Raw genomic sequence first — 23959 nt, 5'->3', positions numbered from 1 at the left:
AATTACGATACGGTAGGTAGCGTTATGAAAGCAGAACCGTCCTACCTTGACAAGGCCCCGGGGGCCGGGCGCCCCCGGGATCCGCGGATCGACTCGGCCATCCTGTCGGCGACCGCGGAATTGCTTGTGGAAATCGGCTATTCGAACCTGAGCCTGGCCGCGGTGGCCGACCGCGCCGGCACCACGAAATCGGCGCTGTACCGGCGATGGTCGAGCAAGGCCGAGCTGGTGCACGAGGCGGCGTTCCCGACGGCGCCCAGCGCGCTGGAGGCCCCCGCGGGCGACATCGCCGCCGACGTCCGGATGATGATCGAGGCCACCCGCGACGTGTTCACCACCCCGGTGGTGCGCGCCGCCCTGCCCGGGCTGGTGGCCGACATGACCGCCGATCCCGCCCTGAACGCCCGCGTGATGTCGCGCTTCGGCGAGGTGTTCGCGGCGGTGCGGGTGCGGCTGGGCGAGGCCATCGACCGCGGTGAGGCGCACCGCGGAGTGAACCCGGATCGGTTGATCGAGTTGATTGGGGGAGCGACGATGCTGCGGATGTTGCTGCGCCCGGAGGAGAAGCTGGATGACACCTGGGTCGAGCAGACGACCGCCATCGTCGTGCACGGCGTGACCGGATGACGCGGCTGGCGGGTCGGGCCGCGATCGTCACCGGGGGCAGCCGCGGCCTGGGCCGGGCGATCGCGCTGGCGCTCGCCGCGGAGGGCGCGGCGGTGGCCGTCGCCGGCCGCACCGAACAGGTCTGGGACGACCGGCTGCCCGGGACGATCGGCCAGACCGTCGCCGACATCGAGGCGGCGGGCGGGCGCGCCGTGGCGATCCGCGCCGACCTCACCGACCGCGACGATGTCGCCCGGTTGGTGGGCGCGGCCCGAGAAGCGTTGGGGCCCATCACGATCCTGGTGAACAACGCGGCGTTCACGGCGCCCGGCCGGCCGCCGGTGCCGGGTGCCGAGCCGCGCCCCAAGGCCGCGAAGCCATCCGTCGGCGGCGCGAAACCCGGGTGGCCCGGCTTCGTCAGCACGCCGTTGCAGGCGTTTCGCCGCCATTTCGACATCGGGGTGTTCGCCGCCTACGAGCTGATGCAGCTGGTGTGCCCCGACATGATCGACGCGGGCGGCGGCTCGATCATCAACATCACCTCGGTGGCTTCGCGGATGCCCGGCGACGGACCCTATGCCGACCGCAGCGGCGGGGTGCTGCCGGGTTACGGCGGGTCCAAGGCGGCGCTCGAGCACCTCACCCAGTGCGCGGCTTACGATCTCACCGACCACAACATCGCGGTGAACGCGCTGTCGCCGTCGAAGCCGATCCTGACCCCGGGCCTGGCCTACTATGCCCGCGAGTTCGTGGACACCGCCCCGGCCGATGAATTCGCCCGGGCGGCAGTGGAATTGGCCCTGGTCGACCCCGCCGTGGTGACCGGGCGCACGATCGGCCATCTGCAGGTGCTCGACGGCAGCTTCTCCCCGTTCACGCTGGGTTAGCCCGGCCTGGTCGCCGTCAACTTTCGTCCTCGTCGGGTGGGTCGGAGTCTCCGCGCAGGAGTTCTTCGGGGTGGTGGGCGCGGTTGACTTGCGGCGGCCCGGTGCCGTCGGTCCAGCCCAGTCGGCCGTTGTCGGTGACGCTGGTGTGCCAGTGGCCGCTGCTGGCGTCGTCGTGGTCGGCGTCGCAGGCGAAGTGCAGTTTGTCGGCGTCGGTGCGCCCGCCGGCGGCCCAGTCCGGTGAGTGGTGGACCTCGCAGTGGTAGCCCGGTGCCAGGCAGTTGGGGCGGGTGCAGCCGCGGTCGCGGGCGTAGCAGATGAGCCGTTGATCTGCGGTGGCGATCCGTTTTTGGCGACCCAGATATAGCGGCCGGCCGGTGTGGTCGTCGAACACCGCAAGATAGTGAATCCCTTGGGCGGCCATGCGAATCAGGTCCCGCATCGGCAGCCGCGAACCCGCGCCCGTCAGCGCCGGGGCCGGCATGGAGGCCGACGGGTCGACCACGGCATCCGCGGCGCGGTCGAGTTCGGCCAGGGTGGTGGTGACGATGACGGTGACCGGGTGACCGCGGTGGGTTCCGAGCTCACCGCAATCAATCGCCGTCTTGAAGCCGAGTTTCAGCGCGTCGTGACAGCGCTGGGCGACGGTGCGCTCATCGCGCTTCTCGGGCTCGGCGCCCTCGGGCTGGTGGCGGCCGGGACGCACGGCGGCCTCGACGGCCTCGAAGTAGGCGCGGGCCTCGGGATCCAGCACGCCAGATAGCCGCGACATGCCGTCGGGCCCCTGCGGGCCCAGCCGCAGGCAGCGTCGGCGCGCCCGGTCCTCGTCGGTGAACAGCCCGTCGGGATTGAGGTAGTCGGCGATGCGCTTCCCCAGCTTGGTGACCAATCCGGCATCCAGCCTGGACGCGTGCCCCACCAGCCTGCGCTCCGCCTCGGCCACGTCGGCCGCCGACACGCAGGCGGGCAACACGTCGACGGCGTCGCACACCGCGCGGATATGGTCCGCACCGACCGTGCCGGCCTCCACCGCTGCGGCCAGCGCCGAAAGCTCCGCCGCCACCGGCGGGCCGGTCAGCGAGCGCCGCGGCCGAATCCGCGCCGCCAGCTTGAACCGGCGCGCGATCTCTTGGGGAGTGATGCGCAGCCGCGCACCCAACATCCCGCGCACCGCCGGGGTACCCGTGGCGCCGTCGGGGGGTTCGGCGATCTCGGCGAAGAACCGATACATCAGACCCCGGTTAAGCCGCTCCTGGGTCTCCAACCGCCGGGCCACCTCGATACGAAAGTCGTTGCCGACCACGTCCGAGCTGGTCTCGCGCAGCACGTCGTGCGCGGCATCGATGGCCGCCAGCGCAGCATCGATGCGCTCCCGTGCCTCCTCGGCACCCACGCACGAACCCATGCCGCCAAGCTAAAAACCAGCCCCGTCAAAACCCCGACGCGGAAACCACACCGCCCCCGGCCTGTGGATAAAACCCCAACTGTGGATAAGCCCCGCCCCGGCGTATGCAAGTATTAGAAAACCAGTGCAACCGGTCGAGTGGTGTGCCCATGCCCGTGATAAAGCCCGGTATTGACAAGCCGACGCGGCGCGTCGTCGTGCTGATCGTGCTGATGATCCTTGTCGCCGCCGCCCTCCGCGGATACCTTCCGGCTCAGGGCCGTGGCGTGCGGACGGAGCCGGGCGGCGGCCGGGCGGCGCTACTCTTCGTCATAGCTGCCCTCGCCGGCTCCCTGGCGCTGCTGGCGATCGCCGTCATCGCGCGGTTGCGCGATCCGCGTGCGCCGGCACCCAAGCAGGAAGATCTGTCCGACATGCTCGGCACCGGCAGGGGCCGCCCGAGCTGGCGCGTGATTCTGATCGGGCTCGCGCTGATCGCGGCGTGGCTGCTGATCGCGACGTTGCTGGTCCACTACCTGGTGCCGCACCGCGTCGACCCCTCCGTATCCGGCCCGGCCCCGCCCGCGCAGCCGTCGGGACGCCCCGCCAACCCGCCGCCCCAGCAACACCCGCCTAACAACTCCGGGGACATGTTCGGGGTGTTGCTGGCCGGCGCGATCCCGATGATGCTGGTGATCGTCGCCGGCTCGGTGATCATGGCGCGGCGGCGCTGGCGCGCGGCAACGCCGTTCGCCAATGCCGACGATCACGTCGAGTCCCCCGCGCCCGCGCCGCGTGCGGAGTCGCTGGCCCGCGCCGCCGAGGTCGGACTGGCCGAGATCGGCGACCTCAGCCGGGAACCGCGGGAGGCGATCATCGCCTGCTATGCCGCGATGGAGCGGGAGCTGGCCAACGTACCGGGCGCCGCCCCTCAAGACTTCGATACGCCGACCGAGGTCCTCGTCCGCGCCGTCGAACACCACGCGCTGCAGGCCGATAACGCGGAAAAGCTGGTGAACCTGTTCGAGGAGGCACGTTTCAGCCCGCACGTCATGACCGAGGAACATCGTGAGGTGGCGGTGAACGTCCTGCGACTGGTCCTCGCGGAATTGCGGAGCCCGGTATGAAAAAGCTGTTGGCCCTGGGTGTTTGCCTGGTGGTGGGGATCGAGCTGTTGGCGTTGCTGCTGCACGGCCGCCGGTTCCTGCTGGCGGCCGCGGGCGTTGCCCTGGCCCTGGTGCTGCTCAACGTGCGTCGCTACCTCGGGCGCGGCAACGAACCGGCGACCGAGCCGGATTACGACGACCTCGGGGATTCATTGCGCCGCTGGCTTGCGACCACCGAGACCACGATCCGGTGGTCGGACTCCACGCGGGTCGACTGGGACCGCCACCTGCGTCCCATGCTCGCGCGGCGTTACGAAATGACAACGGGCCAACGGCAAGCCAAGGACCCCGTGGCGTATCACGCGACCGGCAGGATCCTTTTCGGCGCCGAACTGTGGGAATGGGTCAATCCCAACAACGTCACGCGCACCGGTGACCATAACCCCGGCCCGGGCCGCGCGGTGCTGGAAGAGATCCTGCGAAAGTTGGAGCAAATATGACACTGCCGGCCGCGACAACCACCGCACAGTGCGAGGCGGTGCTCGACGAAATCGAACGGGTGGTGGTGGGGAAGCGCTCGGCACTGACGCTGATCCTGATCGCCGTGCTGGCGCGCGGACACGTGCTCATCGAAGACCTGCCCGGCCTCGGCAAGACGCTCATCGCCCGATCCTTCGCGGCCGCGCTGGGGCTGCGATTCACCCGGGTGCAGTTCACCCCGGACCTGCTGCCCGCGGACCTGCTCGGCTCGACGATCTACGACATGCAGTCGGGTCATTTCGCGTTCCGGGCCGGCCCCATCTTCACCAACCTGTTGCTCGCCGACGAGATCAACCGCACGCCGCCGAAGACGCAGGCGGCGCTGCTGGAGGCGATGGCCGAGGGGCAGGTGAGCATCGACGGCGAAACCCACAAGCTGCCAACACCTTTCATCGTCTTGGCGACCGATAACCCGATCGAGTACGAGGGCACCTACCCGCTACCCGAGGCGCAGCTGGATCGGTTCGCGATCCGGCTGGAACTTCGATACCTCTCGGAGCGCGACGAGACCTCGATGCTGCGTCGCCGCCTCGAACGGGGTTCGGCCGAGCCCACGGTCAATCAGGTGGTGGACGCTCACGACCTGCTGGCGATGCGCGAGTCGGTCGAGCAGGTGACCGTGCACGAGGACGTCTTGCACTATGTGGTTTCCCTGGCCACCGCCACCCGGCACCACCCACAGGTCGCGGTGGGCGCCAGCCCCCGCGCCGAACTCGACCTCGTCCAACTCGCGCGCGCCCGTGCGCTGTTGCTCGGTCGCGACTACGTGATCCCGGAAGATGTCAAGGCGCTCGCCGTTGCGGCCGTGGCGCACCGGATCACCTTGCGCCCGGAGATGTGGGTGCGCAAGATCCAGGGCGCCGACGTCGTCGGGGAATTGCTGCGGCGCTTGCCGGTGCCCCGAACCGGCGGGGGGCACGGGGGGGCCGGATGAGACCGGCGTGATCCACAGCAGCGAACTCGAGTTCCGCTGGCGCGCATCGCCGTTGGCGCGCGCGATCGCGACGTGCGCCGGGGTCGCGCTGGCCGCCGCCGTGATCGGGGCGCGCTGGCAGCTGATCGCCTTCGCGGCTCCACTGCTCGGCGTGCTGTGTTCGATCAGCTGGCAACGCCCGGCGCCGACGATCCGGGTGCATGGGGAACCCGATTCGCAGCGATGCTTCGAAACCGAGCGGGCGCGGCTCAAAGTCTGGGTGACCGAGGAACGCGGGGCGTCCGGGCACGCGGCGGTCGAACTCACGGTTTCGCCGGTCGCCGGCATGGAGCTCGAGTCGCTGGAGCCGATTTCCCGCCACGCGAAAACCGTTGCGGCAACCGCACAACGCTGGGGCCGCTATCCGGTGCGCGCCCGCATCGAGGTGGTCGCGCGCGGCGGGTTGCTGACCGGGACGGCCACCGTCGACGCCGCCGAAGTCCTCGTGTTCCCGCTGACGCCGCCGCAGTCGACGCCGATCCCGCAGACGGAGTTGCTCGACCGCCTGGGCGCCCACCTCACCCGGCACATCGGGCCGGGCGTCGAGTACGCGGACATTCGCCCCTACGTGCCCGGCGACCAGCTGCGGGCGGTGAACTGGCCGGTGAGCGCGCGCCGCCGCCAACTGCACGTGACTCAGCGCCTGACCGACCGCGCCGCCGACGTGGTGGTGCTGATCGACACGTATCGACAGCCGGCGGGTCCGGCGACCGAGGCCACCGAACGGGTCGTGCGCGGCGCGGCGCAGGTGGTGCAGACCGCGTTGCGGCACGGTGACCGCGCCGGCATCGTCGCGCTCGGCGGCAACCACCCGCGCTGGCTCGGCGCCGATATCGGGCAGCGCCAGTTCTACCGGGTGCTTGACACGGTGCTGACCGCCGGCGACCAATTCGAAAACACCACGGGCACACTGGCGCCGCGCGCGGCCGTTCCGGTTGGCGCCATCGTGATCGCGTTCTCCACACTGCTGGACACGGAATTCGCGCTGGCGTTGATCGACCTCCGTAAGCGCGGTCATGTCGTGATCGCGGTGGACATCCTCGACACCTCACCCTTCGAAACCCAGCAGGATCCCCTGATCGATCGGATGTGGGCGCTGCAGCGCTCCGCCATGTATCGCGACATGGCGACCGTCGGCGTGGACATCGTGGGTTGGCGGGGAGACAGCACGCTGGATCAGTCGATGGGCGTGCTGCCGGATCGCCGCCATAGCGTGCGGGGACGGCTGAGGGGATAGCGGTGGTATGAAATCGATCCCGCGTTCGGCCACACTGGCGATCTCGACGATCTTCGGCGTGCTCATGGTCGGGCTCGCCGCCGTCGGCTCGCACGGACCGGCGCTCGTCGCGGCGGTGGCGGCCCTGGTGGCGGTGGGCGCCGGAGTGGCCGCGCGCCCTGCGGCGACGATTGCGGTGCTGCTGTCCGTGGCGACGATCGTGGCGTCGGATCCGTCGCTCGTCTTCGCCGCCTGGTCCGGGCTTTGTGCCGCCGCCTACCTGGTCTGCCGCCATGCGGCGGCGACGCCCGGCGGGGTGATGTGGAGCTGGCCGACGGCGGTTGCGGCCGTTGGCTTTACCTGCGCGGGGCTGGCGGCGGCCGCGTTCCCGCTACAGTTGCCGTGGTTGCCGCTGGCCGCGCCGCTGGGAGTGCTGGCGATCTACGTCCTGGCGACGCGCCCGTTCGTGACCTGAGCGCAAAAAGACTCAAACACCGAGGATCAGTGCAGCAGCTGGGCTGCCTGATCGGCCAGGTCGAGCAGCGGCTGCGGGAAGATCCCCAAAAGCACCGTGACCAAGGCGCATACGGCGATCGCGGCCTTGCTGAGGATGCCCGGCGCCACCACGTGCGGGGTGTCGTCGGTTGCCTCGGTGAAGAACATCGAGACGATGACTCGCACGTAGAAGTACGCGGCGACGCCGCTCGCGACGACACCGACGATGACCAGCGGCACCGCGCCACCCTGGGCGGCGGCCTTGAACACCGCGAGCTTGCTGACGAAGCCGCTCGTCAGCGGGATGCCGGCGAACGCCAGCAGGAACATCGAAAACATCACGCCCACAATGGGGGAGCGCTGTCCGAGCCCGGCCCAGTGCGCCAGCGTAGCGTCCTCGACGCCGTCGGCGTTGCGAATCAGGCCCACGATGGCGAACGCGCCGACGGTGCTGAAGCTGTAGGCGACCAGATAGAACAACGTAGCCGAAAGGCCCGTCGCGTTGTCCGCGATCACGCCGGTGAGGATGAAACCCACGTGCGCGACGGACGAATAGGCCAGCATCCGCTTGACGTCGGTCTGGTTGACGGCCGTGATGGTGCCCACCGCCATCGTCAGGATCGAAATCGTCCACAGCACCGGGCGCCATTGATCGTGCAGCGGGGGCAGCGCCACGTAGACCACCCGGAGCAGCGCGCCGAACGCCGCCACCTTGGTGGCCGCCGCCATGAACCCGGTGATCGGGGTGGGTGCGCCCTGGTAGACGTCGGGAATCCAGGAGTGGAACGGCACCGCGCCCACCTTGAACAGCAACCCGACCGACAGCAGCGCGACGCCGATCAACGCCATCGAGCTATCACCATGCGCGGCAAGGGCATCCCGGATCCCCGACAGCAGCAGCGTGCCGGTCGCGCCGTAGAGCAACGCCACGCCGTAGAGGAAGAACGCCGAGGAGAACGCGCCCAGCAGGAAGTACTTCATCGCCGCTTCCTGGGACAGCAGGCGGCGATGACGCGCCAGCCCGCACATCAGGTACAGGGGCAGCGACAGGACCTCCAGCGCGACGAACATCGTCAGCAGGTCGTTGGACGCCGGGAACACCATCATGCCGCCGACGGACAGCATCAGCAGGGGGAAGAGCTCGGTCTGCGCGGCCCCGGCCCGCTCCGCCTCGCGCTCGGCGTCGCTGCCCGGAACCGCGGACGCCTGCGGCGTAAAGGAATCCAACCCGGCCGAACCGGCCGCGACCGTGACCTTGCTCTCCGCCCTGGCCTGCGTCCGTTCGGCGATGAAGATCACCGCCAGGACGGCGACCAGCAGGACGGTGCCCTGCAGGTACAGCGTCGGCCGGTCGATGGCCACCGCGCCCAGCACGGTGGCGCGACCCGACGCAGGGATCGACTCGGCGACCTCCACGTCCGCAAAGAACGCCGCTACCAGGCCGGCGAGGGCCAGCGTCACCTGGGTGGCGTAGCGAATCCGCCTGGGCGCGAACGCTTCCACGAGCACCGCGGCGATAGCGACGCCGAAGACGATGAGCATCGGGCCGAGCAGGAAGTACTCGACGCTGGGGGTGGGAAGGGTCATCGGTGCGGTCCTTCGGCTGTGCGCGGTACGCCAGTACCCGGTCGCACGCTCGGTGCGGGGTCATGCTGGCCGATGGTGGTCATCGTGTTCTCGACGGCGGGATTGATCAGGTCCAGCACCGGCTTGGGGTAGATGCCGAGCCCGAGCAACAGCGCGATGAGTGGGGCCACGACGATCAGCTCGCGCGCCTTCAGGTCGCCGATGCGTTCGTTGCCGGCGGCCACCGGCCCGGTCATCACCCGCTGGTAGAGCCACAACATGTAGATCGCCGAGAGGACCAACGCGGTGACGCCGAACGCCGCCGCCAGCCAGTACCGGTTGAAAGTGCCCAGCAGGACCAGGAATTCGCTGATGAACGGCGCCAGGCCCGGGAGCGACAGGGTGGCCATCGCCGACACGAGGAACGTGCCCGCCAGGATGGGTGCCACCTTCTGCACGCCGCCGTAGTCGGCGATCGCCCGGCTGCCGTGCCGCGAGATCAGGAAGCCCGCGATCAGGAACACCGCCGCGGTGGACAGGCCGTGGTTGAGCATGTACAGCGTCGACCCGCTCTGTCCCTGCGTGGTCATCACGAAGATGCCCAGGATGATGAACCCGAAGTGGGAGATCGAGGTGTAGGCGATCAGGCGCATGATGTCGGCCTGGCCGATCGCCACGACCGCGCCGTAGATCACCCCGATCACGGCCAGCACGATGATCAGCGGCCGGAAATACGTTGAGGCGCTCGGGAACAGCTGCAGGCAGTAGCGCAGCATGCCGAAGGTGCCGACCTTGTCCATCACCGCCATCATCAGCACCGCGGTCGCCGGCGTGGCCTCGACGGCGGCGTCGGGCAGCCAGCGGTGGAACGGCCACAGCGGCGCCTTGATCGCGAAGGCGAACATGAAGCCGAGGAACAGCGCCTTGAACACCGCGGGGTCGGCGCCGTAGCGCCCCGACGCGACGCCGGCGACGATGTCGCGGAAGTCGAAGGTGCCCGAACCGTGCTGCGCGGTCACCACGTAGAGCCCGATGACGGCCGCCAGCATGATCAGGCCGCCGAACAGGTTGTACAGCAAGAACTTCACCGCCGCGCGCGACCTGCCCGGGCCGCCGCCGAAGCCGCCGATCAGGAAGTACATCGGCACCAGCATGGCCTCGAAGAACACGTAGAACAGCAACACGTCCAGCGCGACCACCGAAACCAGCACCATCGATTCGATGGCCAGCGTCAGCGCGACGTAGGCGTGCACGCCGCGGGTGCCCTTGCCGCCGTCGTTCCAGCCGGCCACCTGCAGCAGCGGGATCAGCACCGCGGTCAGCAGCACCAGCACGACGGCGATGCCGTCGACGCCGAGGGAGTAACCGGCGCCGAACGCCGGGATCCACTTGTGGCTTTCCACGAATTGGTAGGTGGGGCCGCCGGTCTTGAATCCGACCGTGACGACGATCGCCACCGCCAGCGTCAGCACGCCGACCACCAGGCCGGCCCACTTGGCGAGCTGCCGCAGCCCGGGAGGCAGCAGGATGATCAGCAGCGAGCCGGCCAGCGGCAGCAGCCACAGGACGCTCAGCCACGGCACGTGCGAGTTCACCATCCCCGCACCGCCAGGATCAGCGCGACCACCAGCACCGCGCCGGCCAGCATGGACAACGCGTAGTTGCGGGCGAAGCCGGTTTGGAAGCGCCGCAGGCCGTTTGACGTCCGGCTTATCAGCGCCGCCAGCGCGTTGACCGAGCCGTCGACGCCCGCGTTGTCGAGTTCGACCAGCGCTTCGGTCAGTTGCGCACCAGGGCGCATGAACACCTCCTCGTTGAAGGCATCGCCGTACAGGTCGGCGCGCGCGGCCGTCGTGAGCGCCGAGACGCGGACCGGGGCGACCCTGGGGATCGGCGCGGTGGCGTACATCCGGTAGGCCACCGCGATGCCGACCGCGACGACACCCAGCGCGACGACGGTGGTGACCCAGGCCGGCAGGGCATGCGCGGCCTCTTCGCGTATCCCGACGACGGGTTCGAGCCAGTGCTGCAGGGCGCCTCCCCACCACAGCAGCAGGCCGGAGAACGCCGAGCCGACGGCGAGCAGGATCATCGGCCACGCCATCACGGCCGGCGCCTCGTGCGGATGGCTACCCGGGGCCCAACGCTTTTCACCGAAGAAGGTCATCAGCATGACGCGGGTCATGTAGAAGGCGGTGACGCCGGCACCCAGCAGCGCCGCCCCACCCAGCACGTAGCCCCGGGTGTCCCCGGAGGACAGCGCCGCCTCGATGATCTTGTCTTTGGAGAAGAAGCCCGCGAACGGTGGCACGCCGATGATCGCCAGGTAGCCCAGACCGAACGTGGCGAAGGTGATCGGCAGGGCCTTGCGCAGGCCGCCGTAGCGCCGCATGTCCTGCTCCTCGTGCATCGCGTGGATCACCGCGCCGGAGCCGAGGAACAGGCCGGCCTTGAAGAAACCGTGGGTGAGCAGGTGCATGATCGCAAAGGCGTAGCCGGCCGGGCCGAGGCCGGCGGCGAGCACCATATAGCCGATCTGGCTCATCGTCGATGCCGCCAGGGCGCGCTTGATGTCGTCCTTGGCGCAGCCGATGAACGCCCCGAACAGCAGGGTGACGGCGCCGACGATGACCACGCCGAGTTGTGCGTCGGGCGACAGGTTGTAGAGCGGGTTGGACCGCACGATCAGGTACACGCCGGCGGTCACCATGGTGGCGGCGTGGATCAGCGCGGACACCGGCGTCGGGCCCTCCATCGCGTCGCCCAACCAGGCCTGCAGCGGAACCTGCGCGGATTTCGCGCAGGCGCCCAGCAGCAGCAGCAATCCCATCGCGGTCAAGGCGCCCCGGCCGGCGGCGGGCGCGCCGGCGAACACCCCGGCGTACGACAGCGTGCCGAAGGTGCTGAACATCAAGAACATTCCGAGGGCGAGGCCGGCGTCCCCGACCCGGTTCATCACGAACGCCTTCTTGGCCGCGGTGGCCGCCGTGGGCTTGTGGTACCAGAAGCCGATGAGCAGGTAGGAGGCCAGGCCGACGCCCTCCCAGCCGACGTAGAGCACCACGTAGTTGTCGGCGACGACCAGCAGCAGCATCGAGGCCAGGAACAGGTTGAGGTAGCCGAAAAACCGTCGGCGGTCTGGTTCTTCGGCCATGTAGCCGACCGAATAGATGTGGATCAGCGACCCCACCCCGGAGATCAGCAGCACGAAACACACCGACAGCTGGTCGATCTGCAGGCCGAGGTCCACCTGCAGCTGGCCGACGGGAATCCAGGTGAACACCTTCTGGTGGATGACCCGGTCGTCCGCGCCGCGGCCGAGCAGCTCGGTCAGCAGGCTCAGCCCGACGCCGAATGCCGCCAGCGCGGTGGCGCAGCCCAGCAGGTGTCCCCACCCGTCGGTGCGCCTGCCCCCGAACAACAAGATCGCGGCACCCGCCAATGGCAGTGCCACCAGCAGCCAGGTGTAGTCAGTCATCGTGGCGTTGGTCAGCCTTTGAGTAGGTTCGCGTCGTCGACCGACGCGGATTTGCGGGCACGGAAAATCGTCATGATGATGGCCAGGCCGACGACGACCTCGCACGCGGCCACCACCATCGTGAAGAAGGCGATCATCTGGCCGTCGAGGTGGCCGTGCATCCGCGCGAAGGTGACGAACGCCAGGTTGACGGCGTTGAGCATGAGCTCCACGCACATGAACATCACGATGGCGTTGCGACGCAACAGCACGCCCGCGGCACCGATGGTGAAGAGCAGCGCCGAAAGGTACAGGTAATTCGCCGGATTCACGACGCACCTGCCCCCGAAACAGAACCCTGCACGGCCCCGGCTGGGGTCTCCTTGCCGTCCGCGCCCCGGATCCGCAGGATCGGGGAGACCGACAACTCCGAGTAGGAGCCGTCGGGCAGCATCGCGGCGACGTCGACCGCGTTGTGGCGTGCGTACACACCGGGGTTGGGCAGCGGGGTGGCGCGCCCGCCGGGGCGGAAGCGTTCCTCGGACAGCTCGCGCTGGGTCTTGCGGCGTTCGAAACGCTCGCGGTGCGCCAGCACCATCGCGCCGACGGCCGCGGTGATCAGCAACGCGCTGGTCAGCTCGAACGCCCAGAGGTAACGCGAAAAGATCAGTGCGGCCAGGCCTTCCACGTTGCCGTTGGCGTTGGCGGTGGTCAGCCCCGCAAAACCCGGGTGACCGCCGGTCGCCACGTTGCCGATGCCGGCCAGCAGCAGGATGCCGAACCCGACGCCCGTCAGCACCGCCGCGACGCGCTGCCCGCGCAGCGTCTCCTTGAGTGACTCCGCGGAGTCCACGCCGATCAGCATCAGCACGAACAGGAACAGCATCATCACCGCGCCGGTATAGACCACGACCTGGACGACACCCAGAAACACCGCGTCCTGGATCATGTAGAACACCGCCAGGATGATCATCGTCATCGCCAAGAACATCGCCGAGTAGACGGCGTTGACCGCCAACACGACGCCCAGCGCGCCGATCAGCGCCACGGCGCCCAGCACCCAGAACGTGACCGCCTCGCCGGTGGAGGTGCGAACGATGGCGTCGGACGCCAGATTCAAGGCGAGCGTCGCGGTCATCTTGTGTCTCCGGCGTTCTCGCGCTCCTGCAGCCCCTGCGCGGTCACGTTGCCCTGGTAGTAGTCCTTGTCGGTGGCGCCGGCCGCCCGCGGGTGCGGCGGCGCGAGCATGTCCTGCAGCAGGGGGGCGAGCAGTCGGTCCTTCTCGTAGATGAGGTCGGCGCGGTTGTCGTCGGCCATTTCGTAGTCGTTGGTCATCGTCAGCGCCCTGGTGGGGCAGGCCTCGATGCACAGGCCGCAGCCGATGCAGCGCAGGTAGTTGATCTGGTACACGCGGCCATAGCGTTCACCCGGCGAGTACCGCAGCTCCTCGGTGTTGTCGGCGCCCTCGACGTAGATCGCGTCGGCGGGGCACGCCCAGGCGCACAACTCGCAGCCGATGCACTTTTCCAGGCCGTCGGGGTACCGGTTGAGTTGGTGCCGGCCGTGATAGCGCGGCGCGACCGGGCCCGGCTTCTCCGGATATCCCTCGGTGACGCGCTTTTTGAACATCGAGCCGAGCGTCACGCCGAACCCGGCTACCGCGTCGAGAAACTTAGGCACGTGCTTCCTCCTTGCTCGCGCCGACCTTCGGCGCCGGCAGCGGCGGAGTCGGGAAGGCAGGCTCGGTGATTGCGGGGGAGGGGGTTTCGCGCTGCCGGCGCAGCTGCCGCTCCATCGCGCGAATGCTCGGCGCTGTGAACGGTTTTCGCAACAGCAGCACCAGCGCACCGGCCACGACGATGCTGCTGGCCACGAGCACCGGCGTCCAATGCGCGTATCCCTGGTTGCGTGCCGTGCGGATCACCGCCGCGATCAGCACCCACACCAGGGAGGCCGGGATCAGCAATTTCCAGCCCAGCGCCATGAACTGGTCGTAGCGCAACCGGGGCAGGCTGGCGCGCAGCCAGAAGTAGATGAACAGGAAGGTCCACATCTTGGCGGTGAACCAGAGCACCGGCCACCAGCCGGTGTTGGCCCCCGCCCACATGTTCAGCGGCCAGGGCGCGTGCCAACCGCCGAAGAACATGGCCGTCGCCAGCGACGACACCGTCATCATGTTGACGTACTCGGCCAGCATGAACATCGCGAACTTCAGCGACGAGTACTCGGTGTGGAAACCCGCCACCAGCTCGCCCTCGGCCTCGGGCAGGTCGAAGGGCGCCCGGTTGGTCTCGCCGACCATGGAGATCAAATAGATCACGAACGACGGCAGCAACAGGAAGACGTACCAGACCCGGTCTTGGGCGGCCACGATCTGCGACGTCGACATGGAGCCGGCGTAGAGGAACACCGCCGCGAAAGACAGCCCCATCGCGACCTCATACGAGATGACCTGGGCCGTGGAGCGCACCCCGCCCAGCAAGGGGTAGGTCGAACCGGACGCCCAGCCGCCGAGCACGATGCCGTAGACGCCGATCGCCGAGAGCCCCAGGATGAACAGCACCGCGACCGGCAGGTCGGTCAGCTGCAAGGGCGTGCGGTGACCGAACACCGACACCACCGGGCCGAACGGAATGAACGCGAACGCGGTAAACGCGGGGATCACCGAAAAGACCGGCGCCGCAAAGTAAACGAACTTGTCGATGCCGCCCGGGGTGATGCTCTCCTTGAGCGCCAGCTTGATCCCGTCGGCCAGGCTCTGCAGGGCACCCCATGGCCCCACCCGGTTGGGGCCGGGCCGCAGCTGCATCCAGCCGAGAATCTTGCGCTCGAGCAGGATCGCGACCAGCACGTTGAGCATGAGGAACACGAAGATGGCCAGCGCCTTGCCCAGCACCAACCACCAGGTGTCGTGCCCGAAGGCGGCCAACCCGGTCATACGCCCACTCCGATTTTCACTGTGCTGCCGATGGTCACGCCCAATTTCCGGTGCACCGCCGAACCCGGCGAGTTCAGCGGCAGCCACACCACCCGGTCGGGCATGTCGGTGATGTTCAGCGGCAGGCTGATCGATCCGCGCGAGGTGCTCACCGTGACGTTGTCGCCGTCGGCGGCGCCGATCTCGGCGGCGGTGTCGGCCGACAGCCGGACTACTGGCTTGCGCGCGGTGCCGGCCAAGTGCGGTTCGCCGTCCTGCAGACGGCCCTCGTCGAGCAGCAGCCGCCATCCGCTCAGCACGGCCTCACCCTGCCCCGGCTTACTCGGTTCCGGACTGGCGACCTGCGGGCCCGCGGCGTGTTCGCCGTCCCAGGTCCCCAACCTGGACAGTTCCTCGCGGGCCGCCTCGACGGTGGTCGTCCCCAGGTAGACGCCCATCTCGTCGGCCAGCGTGTCGAGCACCTTGTGATCCGACTGGCGGGCCTGCTGGGTGGTGCCGTGCAGCGCGGGCGCGAACCCGCGATAGCGGCCCTCCCAGTTGACGAACGCGCCGGACTTCTGCGTCGTCGGCGCGACCGGGAACACCACGTCGGCGCGTTCGGTGACCGGGCTGTGCCGCAACTCCAGGCTGACCACGAAACCGGCGGCGTCCAGCGCGGCCAGCACCGCGTCGGGATCGGCGAAGTCGTTCGGCTCGATGCCGCCGACCAGCAGCGCCGCCAGGGACCCGTCGGTGGCCGCGGCCAGGATGGCCTCGGCGTCGCGCCCTGCCGCGGAAGGCAATTCGTCGACGTTCCAGGCCGCCGCGACCTGCGCCCGAGCGGCGTCGTCGGCGACCGGGCGGCCGCCCGGCAGCAGCGTGGGCAGCGCGCCGGCCTCCAGCGCGCCGCGCTCGCCCGCCCGGCGCGGCACCCACGCCAGCCGGGCGCCGGTGGCGTCGGCGAGCCGGGCCGCGGCGGACAGCCCGCCGGGGGCCGTGGCCAGGCGTTCGCCGACCATGATGACGGCGCCCGGTTTGGACAGCAGCTCACCCACCTCGCCGCCGGAGAGCCCGTCCAGCGCGGCCGCTTCGGCGCCGGGAACGGTCTTGATCAGCCGGCCCGACAACTTCGTCAGCGCGCGGGTGGCGAACGGCGCGATCGCGTACACGGGCATCCCGTGCTTGCGGGCGGCCTTGCGCAGCCGCAGGAACACGATGGGCGACTCGTCTTCCGGCTCGAAGCCGACCAGCACCACCACCGGCGCGGTCTCCAGGTCGGCGTAGCTGACCGTCACCGGCCGGCCGGCCACCCGCGCCGCCAGGAAGTCGGCCTCCTCGGCCGAATGCGGGCGGGCGCGGAAGTCGATGTCGTTGGTGTCCAGAGTGATTCGGGCGAACTTGCTGTACGCGTAGGCGTCTTCCCAGGTCGCGCGGCCGCCGACCAGCACGCCGGTGCGCCCCCGGGCCGCCTCGAGCCCCTCGACCGCCGCGACGATCGCGTGCGACCACGACGCCGGCTGCAGCTCGCCGTTCGCGTCCCGGATGAGCGGGGTGCTGATCACGTCCGGCTGGGTCGCGTAGTTGAACGCCCACCGGCCCTTGTCGCAGTTCCATTCCTCGTTGACTTCGGGGTCGTCGCCGGCCAACCGGCGCAGCACCTTCCCGCGGCGGTGGTCGGTGCGCTGCGCGCAGCCCGAGGCGCAGTGCTCACACACGCTCGGGCTGGACACCAGGTCGAAGGGGCGGGCCCGGAAGCGGTACGCGGTCCCGGTCAGCGCCCCCACCGGGCAGATCTGCACGGTGTTGCCCGAAAAGTAGGAGTCGAACGGCTCATTGGCGTAAATGCCGACCTGTTGCAGGGCGCCGCGCTCCTGCATGTCGATGAACGGGTCGCCGGCGATCTGCTCGGAGAACCGGGTGCAGCGGGCGCACAGGATGCAGCGTTCGCGATCCAGCAGCACCTGCGCGGAGATGTTGATCGGCTTGGCGAAGGTGCGCTTGACGTCGGTGAAGCGGGAGTCGGTGCGGCCGTTGGACATTGCCTGGTTTTGCAGCGGGCATTCGCCGCCCTTGTCGCACATCGGGCAGTCCAGCGGATGGTTGATCAGCAGCAGCTCCATGACGCCGTGCTGGGCCTTGTCCGCGGCCTCGGAGGTGAGCTGGGTGCGCACCACCATGTCGTCGGTGGCGACCGTCGTGCACGACGCCATCGGCTTGCGCTGTCCCTCGACCTCGACCAGGCACTGGCGGCACGCGCCCACCGGGTCCAGCAGCGGGTGGTCGCAGAACCGCGGGATCTGGACGCCCATCAGCTCGGCCGCGCGGATCACCAGAGTCCCCTTGGGCACGCTGATCTCGGCGCCGTCGATGGTCAGCGTCACCATCTCCTGGCTCACCCCGTCGCCGGTCTGAGGCTTGGCCGCCTGGGTCATGCGCGCCGCTCCTTCTCATCACTTCGTTCTGCATCGTCGCCGGCGCGGGTCACGCATTACCCCCGTTGAGCATGGAATCCCGGGGATCGAAGGGGCAGCCGCCCCCCTCGACGTGGGCGACGTACTCGTCGCGGAAGTACTGGATCGACGACATCACCGGGCTGGCGGCGCCGTCACCCAACGCGCAGAACGACTTTCCGAGGATGGTGTCGGAGATGTCCATCAATTTGTCGATGTCCTCGCTGGTGGCCGGGTTGGTTTTTGAGCCGGTTTCCAGCCGCTCGTAGATCTTGTCCAGCCAGAAGGTGCCCTCGCGGCACGGCGTGCACTTCCCGCACGATTCGTGCTTGTAGAACTCGGTCCAGCGGCGCACCGCGCGCACGACACAGGTTGTCTCGTCGAAGATCTCCAGCGCCTTGGTGCCCAGCATCGAGCCGGCGGCGCCCACGCCCTCGTAGTCCAGTGGCACGTCGAGGTGCTCGTCGGTGAGCAGCGGCGTCGACGACCCGCCGGGCGTCCAGAACTTGAGCCGGTGCCCCGCCCGCACACCGCCGGCGTAGGCGAGCAACTCCCGCAGTGTGATCCCGAGCGGGGCCTCGTACTGGCCCGGTCGGGTGACGTGCCCGGACAGCGAATACAGCGTGAAGCCAGGCGATTTCTCGGTGCCCATCGAGCGGAACCATTCGGCGCCGTTGAGGATGATCGGCGGGACGCTGGCGATCGTCTCGACGTTGTTGATCACCGTCGGGCAGCCGTAGAGGCCGGCCACCGCGGGGAACGGCGGCCTCAGCCGCGGCTGCCCGCGCCGTCCCTCCAGGGAGTCGAGCAGCGCGGTCTCCTCGCCGCAGATGTAGGCGCCCGCGCCGGCGTGCACCACCAGCTCGAGGTCGAAGCCGGAACCGTTGATGTCGCGGCCCAGGTAACCGGCGGCATAGGCCTCGGCCACCGCGTTCTGCAACCGGCGCAACACCGGCAGCACCTCACCGCGCACGTAGATGAACGCGTGGCTGGCCCGGATCGCGTAGGCGGCGATGATGACGCCCTCGATGAGCACGTGCGGCGTCGCCAGCATCAGCGGAATGTCTTTGCACGTACCGGGTTCCGACTCGTCGGCGTTGACCACCAGATAGTGCGGCTTGGCGGCAGCGCCGGTGTCGCCCTGCGGGATGAACGACCATTTCGTCCCCGTCGAGAAGCCCGCGCCGCCGCGGCCGCGCAGGCCGGAGTCCTTGACGACCCCCATCACCTCGTCGGGCTCCATGCTCAGCGCTTTCTGCATGGCCTGGTAGCCGTCGTTGCGGCGGTAGGTCTCCAACGTCCACGACTCGGGATCGTCCCAGAAGCGGCTGATCACCGGGGTCAACGGCGTCGCCTGGGCGGTGGGGGCGGCCATCACCGATCCTTCCCGGACGACGGGGTTTCGGGCGCCTCCATGCCGAGCTCCCTCGCCACCTGCAGGCCGGCCAAGGTCGCGGGGCCGGCGCCGCCCTGGCCCTGGTCGGGGCGCTCGTCGGGCAGGCCGGCCAGGATGCGCGACGTCTCGCGGAAGGCGCACAGCGGAGCCCCGCGGGTGGGCGAGGCGGGCTCGCCGGAGCGCAGCGAGTCGACCAGTTCGCGCGCCGACTCGGGCGTCTGGTTGTCGAAGAACTCCCAGTTGACCATCACGACCGGGGCGAAGTCGCACGCGGCGTTGCACTCGATGTGTTGCAGGGTGATCTTGCCGTCGGGGGTGGTCTGGTCGTTGCGGACGCCGAGATGGTTGACCAGCGTTTCGAAGATGGCGTCGCCGCCCATCACCGCGCACAGCGTGTTGGTGCAGACACCCACCAGGTAATCGCCGGTCGGTCCGCGGCGGTACATCGTGTAAAAGCTTGCCACCGCGGACACTTCGGCGCCGGTCAGTCCCAGCTGCTCGCCGCAGAACTCCAGGCCCGCCGGGGTCAGGTACGAGTCCTCGGATTGGACCAGGTGCAGCAGCGGCAGCAGCGCCGAGCGCTTGTTGGGGTAGCGGCCCATGATCTCTTTGGCGTCGACCTCGAGCCGGGCCCGCACCTCCGGCGAATACGACTGCGGCGCACCCTCGGTCACGAACGCGTTGGGCTCCTCGGGCGGCGGCCCGAGCCGGATGAACACCGGCTGACCCTGCGGACCCGTCATCGGTCGACCCCGCCCATCACCGGGTCGATGCTGGCGACCGCGGCGATCAGGTCGGCGACCATCCCACCCTCGCACATCGCGGCGACCGCTTGCAGGTTGGTGAAGGACGGGTCCCGGTAATGCACGCGGTAGGGCCGGGTGCCGCCGTCGCTGACCATGTGCACCCCGAGCTCGCCGCGGGGCGATTCCACCGCGGTGTAAACCTGGCCCGCGGGAACGCGAATGCCCTCGGTGACCAGCTTGAAGTGATGGATCAGGGCCTCCATCGAGCTGCCCATGATCTTCGCGATGTGCTCGGGTGAGTTCCCCATGCCGTCCGGGCCCACCGTGAGGTCGGCCGGCCACGCGATCTTGCGGTCGGAGATCATCGTCGGGCCCGGCCGCAACTTGTCCAGACACTGCTCCACGATCTTGATCGACTCCCACATCTCTTTGACGCGAATGATGTAGCGCCCGTACGCATCACAGCCGTCGTCGGTGATCACGTCGAACTCGTAGTTCTCGTAGCCGCAGTAGGGCTCGCTCTTGCGCAGGTCATGCGGCAGACCGGTGGAACGCAGGATCGGGCCGGTGATGCCCAGGGCCATGCAGCCGGTCAGGTCCAGGTAACCCACGCCCTCGGTGCGCGCCTTCCAGATGGCGTTTTCGTTGAGCAGCTCGCCCATTTCGCGCAGCGGCTGCTTCAACTGCTTGAGGGCCTCGGCGATCTCGGTTTCCGCGCCCGGCGGCAGGTCCTGCGCGACGCCGCCGGGCCGGACGTAGGCGCTGTTCATCCGCAGGCCGGTGATGGATTCGAACAGGTTCAGGACGATCTCGCGCCCGCGGAAGCCGACGAACATCGGGGTCATCGCGCCCAGTTCCATGCCGCCGGTGGCCAACGCGACCAGATGCGACGAGATCCGGTTGAGCTCCATCATCATCACCCGGATGACGTTGACGCGCTCCGGAATCTCGTCGGTGATGCCGAGCAGCTTCTCCACGCCCAGGCAGTACGCGGTCTCGTTGAAAAACGGTGCCAGGTAGTCCATTCGGGTCACGAAGGTGACGCCCTGGGTCCAGTACCGGTATTCGAGGTTCTTCTCGATCCCGGTGTGCAGGTAGCCGATTCCGCATCGGGCGGAAATGACGGTCTCACCCTCGATCTCGAGGATCAGGCGCAACACCCCGTGCGTGGACGGGTGCTGGGGGCCCATGTTGACGACGATGCGTTCACCCGGGTCCGCGTTGCGGGCGGCCTCCACGACCTGGTCCCAGTCCTGACCGCCCGCGACCAGGACAGTGTCAGTGTCAGTGTCGCTCATCAGTTGTAGCCTCTGCGTTCGTCGGGTGGGGGAATCTTCGCGCCCTTGTATTCCACCGGGACGCCACCCAGTGGGTAGTCCTTGCGCTGCGGATGTCCGTGCCAGTCGTCGGGCATCTCGATCCGGGTGAGCGACGGGTGGCCGTCGAAGATGATCCCGAAGAAGTCGTAGGTTTCCCGCTCGTGCCAGTCGTTGGTGGGGTAGACCCCGTACAGCGAGGGGATGTGCGGATCACTGTCCGGCGCAGCCACTTCCAGCCGCAGCCGACGGTTATGGGTGATCGACTGCAGCGGATAGACGGCGTGCAGTTCCCGGCCCGTCTCGTGCGGGTAGTGCACGCCGTTGACGCCCAGGCACAGCTCGAAGCGCAGCTCCGGTTCGTCGCGCAGCCGCTGGGCGACCTGCGGCAGCAGATCGCGGCGGACGTGCAGCGTCAGCTCGTCGCGGTAGACGACGACTTTCTCTATCGCGTCCTCGAATTCGACACCGTCGCGGTCCAGCGCCTCGGCCAGCCGGTCGGCGATGTCGTCGAAGTAACCGCCGTAGGGCCGGGGGCTGCTGCCGGGCAGCGTGACCTCGCGCACCAGTCGCCCGTATCCGGACGTGTCGCCGGTGCCCCTGACCCCGAACATGCCGCGTCGAACGTCGATGACCTCTTCGTCGGCGGTGGGCACCGATCCGCCCACTTCGCCGGCCGCTACCTTCGGGTCGTGGTCCGGCGAACTCATCGCAGCAGCCCGCGCATCTCGATGGTGGGCCGGGCCGCCAGCGCGGCCTGTTCGGCCTCGGCGATGGCTTCTTCGCGGTTGACGCCCAGCGGCATCTCTTGAATCTTCTCGTGCAGCTTCAGGATTGCGTGCAGCAGCATTTCCGGCCGCGGCGGACAACCGGGCAGGTAAATGTCCACCGGAACCACGTGGTCCACACCCTGCACGATCGAGTAGTTGTTGAACATCCCGCCCGACGACGCGCACACGCCCATGGCCAGCACCCATTTCGGCTCGCCCATCTGGTCGTAGATCTGCCGCAGCACCGGGGCCATCTTCTGGCTGACCCGCCCGGCCACGATCATCAGGTCGGCCTGCCGCGGTGTGGCCGAGAACCGCTCCATGCCGAATCGCGCGATGTCGAACCTCGGACCGGCGGTCGCCATCATCTCGATTGCGCAGCAGGCCAGCCCGAAGGTGGCCGGCCACAGCGAGTTCTTGCGGACGTAGCCCGCCACCTTCTCGACAGTCGACAGCAGGATGCCGCCGGGCAGCTGTTCTTCCAGGCCCACGTCTTACCTCAATCCCACGTCAGGCCGCCGCGGCGCCACACATAGGCGTACGCCACGAAGACCGTGAGCATGAACACCACCATCTCGACCAGCGCGAAGGTCCCCAGCGCGTCGTAGCTGACCGCCCAGGGATACAAGAACACGATTTCGATGTCGAAGACGATGAACAGCATCGCGGTCAGGTAGTACTTCACCGGGAACCGCTGCCCGGCCGTCGCGTGCGGCCCGCTCACGGGGGTTTCGGTGGGCTCGATGCCGCACTCGTAGGCCGCCAGCTTCGACTTGTTGTAACGGCTCGGGCCCGCCAAACTCGCGATCGCGACCGAGCCCACGGCAAACGCGGTGGCGATCGCGCCTAGCACCAGGATGGGTATGTAGACGTTCAACTCGCTCCATGATCCGTCGGAATGTGGCCGCCTTCCCAAACTGAGCGGGCGGCCAGGCGGTAACCGGGCTGCTGTGACGAACCGGGTCCGTAGCCCGTCACAGTGACCTTCAACATAGCGTCGTTGCGGCTGGCCCACATGCCCGGGGTGGTGCTATTAGCCCGGTTTTAACGTGCCCGCATCCGGGCGCGACACGTCGCGGATGCTGAGCGACCGCCCACCCGGCCTGTGTTTTCGTGTCGGCGCAGGTGAAAGCGCTAAACGCTTAGCGAGCGGGAGTGCGGAGCAGCCCAAGCACCGTGCGGCCCAGCACGATGGGGTCCAGCGGGTGCGGCACCGCGCCCTCGGCGCGCTACCAGGTGGCCAGCCACGCGTCGTCGCGGCGGCCCGTGAGCACCACGATGGGCGGGCACGTCGCCAGTTCGTCCTTGAGCTGTTTGGCGATGCCCATGCCGCCGGTCGGGGTGGCTTCCCCGTCGAGGATGGCCAAGTCGATGCCACCCTCGTCCATCGTGCGGATCACCATCGGGCCCGTCGCCACCTCGACGTAGCTCAGCTCGGGGAGGTCCGGGTGCAGCTGCTTGCCCAACGCCCGCATCACTTCCTCACGGGTTTCGGCGTTGTCGCTGTAGACAAGGATCCGCAGGGGGGTGGAGTCGGCCACGCTCAGATGGTAGCGGTGGCGAGGCCGCCCTACCGGGCCGCCCGAACGAAAACCGCCTGCGCGGCCGCCGTCGCCGTCGCGCCGACCATGCCGAACCTGTTCCAGCCCAGATCGAATTGGGACCGATCGACCTTGGTCTCGCCGGAGATCTGGATCGAGCCGTCCTCGAGTTCGGTGACCGTGACGGGCAGGGGCAACGGCGCCGTGACGCCTTTGATCGTGAAGTTGGCGCGCAGCTCCGCGGCGTTCCCCTTGGTCGGGTGCACCGCGGTGATGACGACGCTGATCTCACCGAAGCGCTCGACGTCGAAGAAGTCGGCCGAGCGCAGGTGTGTGTCGCGGCGGCCGATGCCCGTGCTCAGCGACGCGGCCCGGATGTCGAGGCGGCCGAAAACGGCGCCGTTGCCGGTCAGCTGCCCGTCGCCGGTGAACTCGGTGAAGCGGCCCTTGACGTTCAGCAGGCCCCAGAAGTTTCTGACCTTGAAGGTGATGGCCGAGCGTTCCGGAACGATGTTCCAGACGCCGGCCACATCGGGATCGTGCAGCAGCGTTTCCAGAGTCGTCATCGTCACCCCCATCTGACTCGTGGCGAATCT

General features: G+C 68.7%; 23 protein-coding genes and 1 pseudogene. 7 read left to right on the top strand and 17 right to left on the bottom strand.

Features of this window, described 5'->3' with window-relative positions; translation table 11 throughout:
- Positions 1–24 precede the first annotated feature (24 nt).
- Both A5787_RS16945 and A5787_RS16940 read left to right on the top strand, forming a co-directional pair.
- Positions 25–627 carry a TetR/AcrR family transcriptional regulator gene (locus tag A5787_RS16945; RefSeq protein WP_066968998.1) on the top strand — a complete coding sequence of 201 codons (603 nt, stop codon included), beginning with the start codon at positions 25–27 and terminating at the stop codon, positions 625–627.
- The gene (locus A5787_RS16940) at positions 624–1493 is read left to right on the top strand and encodes an SDR family NAD(P)-dependent oxidoreductase (protein WP_066968997.1); all 870 of its coding nucleotides are present in this window, start codon (positions 624–626) and stop codon (positions 1491–1493) included. Before A5787_RS16945 ends, A5787_RS16940 begins: the two co-directional genes overlap by 4 nt.
- Positions 1494–1509: 16 nt before the next feature.
- On the opposite strand, the gene A5787_RS16935 is transcribed toward A5787_RS16940, so the two are convergent.
- The gene (locus A5787_RS16935; protein WP_066968995.1) at positions 1510–2895 is read right to left on the bottom strand and encodes a 13E12 repeat family protein; all 1386 of its coding nucleotides are present in this window, start codon (positions 2893–2895) and stop codon (positions 1510–1512) included.
- Between the two features lie 149 nt (positions 2896–3044).
- Between A5787_RS16935 and A5787_RS16930 the strand changes: the two genes are divergently transcribed.
- The 5 genes from A5787_RS16930 to A5787_RS16910 are packed head-to-tail and all read left to right on the top strand — an operon-like array spanning position 3045 to position 7184.
- Positions 3045–4001 (top strand): DUF4129 domain-containing protein, encoded by a 957-nt coding sequence (locus A5787_RS16930; protein WP_197507188.1) that lies wholly within the window; start codon positions 3045–3047, stop codon positions 3999–4001.
- Positions 3998–4480, top strand: a complete 483-nt coding sequence (locus tag A5787_RS16925; RefSeq protein WP_066968993.1) for a hypothetical protein — start codon at positions 3998–4000, stop codon at positions 4478–4480. Before A5787_RS16930 ends, A5787_RS16925 begins: the two co-directional genes overlap by 4 nt.
- Positions 4477–5454 (top strand): MoxR family ATPase, encoded by a 978-nt coding sequence (locus A5787_RS16920; RefSeq protein WP_066968991.1) that lies wholly within the window; start codon positions 4477–4479, stop codon positions 5452–5454. The genes A5787_RS16925 and A5787_RS16920 overlap by 4 nt, the downstream gene beginning before the upstream one ends.
- Positions 5455–5461: 7 nt before the next feature.
- Positions 5462–6730, top strand: coding sequence for a DUF58 domain-containing protein (locus A5787_RS16915; RefSeq protein ID WP_066968989.1), 1269 nt, complete (start codon positions 5462–5464; stop codon positions 6728–6730).
- A 7-nt stretch (positions 6731–6737) separates the two neighbouring features.
- Positions 6738–7184, top strand: coding sequence for a hypothetical protein (locus A5787_RS16910; protein WP_066968987.1), 447 nt, complete (start codon positions 6738–6740; stop codon positions 7182–7184).
- Positions 7185–7210: 26 nt separating this feature from the next.
- Here the strand turns inward: A5787_RS16910 and nuoN are convergent, their stop codons facing one another.
- The 16 genes and pseudogenes from nuoN to A5787_RS16830 form a co-directional block, all read right to left on the bottom strand.
- On the bottom strand, positions 7211–8791 hold the full coding sequence (nuoN, locus tag A5787_RS16905; protein ID WP_066968985.1) for an NADH-quinone oxidoreductase subunit NuoN: 1581 nt from the start codon (positions 8789–8791) through the stop codon (positions 7211–7213).
- Entirely contained in the window at positions 8788–10368 is a 1581-nt protein-coding gene (locus tag A5787_RS16900; RefSeq protein ID WP_066968983.1) for an NADH-quinone oxidoreductase subunit M, read from the bottom strand. The genes nuoN and A5787_RS16900 overlap by 4 nt, the downstream gene beginning before the upstream one ends.
- A complete protein-coding gene (gene nuoL / locus A5787_RS16895) occupies positions 10362–12248 on the bottom strand; it encodes an NADH-quinone oxidoreductase subunit L (protein ID WP_369829125.1) in 1887 nt (628 codons plus the stop codon). Before nuoL ends, A5787_RS16900 begins: the two co-directional genes overlap by 7 nt.
- An 11-nt stretch (positions 12249–12259) precedes the next feature.
- On the bottom strand, positions 12260–12559 hold the full coding sequence (nuoK, locus tag A5787_RS16890; RefSeq protein WP_047313174.1) for an NADH-quinone oxidoreductase subunit NuoK: 300 nt from the start codon (positions 12557–12559) through the stop codon (positions 12260–12262).
- Positions 12556–13365, bottom strand: coding sequence for an NADH-quinone oxidoreductase subunit J (locus A5787_RS16885; protein ID WP_066968981.1), 810 nt, complete (start codon positions 13363–13365; stop codon positions 12556–12558). Before A5787_RS16885 ends, nuoK begins: the two co-directional genes overlap by 4 nt.
- Positions 13362–13907, bottom strand: coding sequence for an NADH-quinone oxidoreductase subunit NuoI (gene nuoI / locus A5787_RS16880; protein WP_066968979.1), 546 nt, complete (start codon positions 13905–13907; stop codon positions 13362–13364). Before nuoI ends, A5787_RS16885 begins: the two co-directional genes overlap by 4 nt.
- Positions 13900–15156 (bottom strand): NADH-quinone oxidoreductase subunit NuoH, encoded by a 1257-nt coding sequence (nuoH, locus tag A5787_RS16875; protein WP_156763987.1) that lies wholly within the window; start codon positions 15154–15156, stop codon positions 13900–13902. Before nuoH ends, nuoI begins: the two co-directional genes overlap by 8 nt.
- Before the next feature lie 5 nt (positions 15157–15161).
- A complete protein-coding gene (locus A5787_RS16870; RefSeq protein ID WP_066968975.1) occupies positions 15162–17576 on the bottom strand; it encodes an NADH-quinone oxidoreductase subunit G in 2415 nt (804 codons plus the stop codon).
- A gap of 49 nt (positions 17577–17625) precedes the next feature.
- A complete protein-coding gene (gene nuoF, locus A5787_RS16865; protein WP_066968974.1) occupies positions 17626–18969 on the bottom strand; it encodes an NADH-quinone oxidoreductase subunit NuoF in 1344 nt (447 codons plus the stop codon).
- Complete coding sequence (gene nuoE, locus A5787_RS16860; protein ID WP_066968971.1) at positions 18969–19733, bottom strand: NADH-quinone oxidoreductase subunit NuoE; 765 nt, start codon at positions 19731–19733, stop codon at positions 18969–18971. The genes nuoF and nuoE overlap by 1 nt, the downstream gene beginning before the upstream one ends.
- Entirely contained in the window at positions 19730–21034 is a 1305-nt protein-coding gene (gene nuoD, locus A5787_RS16855) for an NADH dehydrogenase (quinone) subunit D (RefSeq protein ID WP_066968969.1), read from the bottom strand. The genes nuoE and nuoD overlap by 4 nt, the downstream gene beginning before the upstream one ends.
- Positions 21034–21762, bottom strand: a complete 729-nt coding sequence (locus A5787_RS16850; protein ID WP_066968967.1) for an NADH-quinone oxidoreductase subunit C — start codon at positions 21760–21762, stop codon at positions 21034–21036. Before A5787_RS16850 ends, nuoD begins: the two co-directional genes overlap by 1 nt.
- Positions 21759–22313 carry an NADH-quinone oxidoreductase subunit B family protein gene (locus A5787_RS16845; RefSeq protein WP_066968965.1) on the bottom strand — a complete coding sequence of 185 codons (555 nt, stop codon included), beginning with the start codon at positions 22311–22313 and terminating at the stop codon, positions 21759–21761. The genes A5787_RS16850 and A5787_RS16845 overlap by 4 nt, the downstream gene beginning before the upstream one ends.
- An 8-nt stretch (positions 22314–22321) precedes the next feature.
- Positions 22322–22699, bottom strand: a complete 378-nt coding sequence (locus tag A5787_RS16840) for an NADH-quinone oxidoreductase subunit A (RefSeq protein ID WP_066968963.1) — start codon at positions 22697–22699, stop codon at positions 22322–22324.
- 265 nt (positions 22700–22964) lie between these two features.
- A pseudogene (locus A5787_RS16835) lies at positions 22965–23363 on the bottom strand (hypothetical protein).
- Between the two features lie 29 nt (positions 23364–23392).
- Positions 23393–23929, bottom strand: a complete 537-nt coding sequence (locus A5787_RS16830; protein ID WP_066969103.1) for a YceI family protein — start codon at positions 23927–23929, stop codon at positions 23393–23395.
- Positions 23930–23959 lie beyond the last annotated feature (30 nt).

This window comes from Mycobacterium sp. 852002-50816_SCH5313054-b (assembly GCF_001667185.1).
Lineage (GTDB): Bacteria > Actinomycetota > Actinomycetes > Mycobacteriales > Mycobacteriaceae > Mycobacterium.
This window is presented reverse-complemented; position numbering and strand designations above follow the sequence as displayed.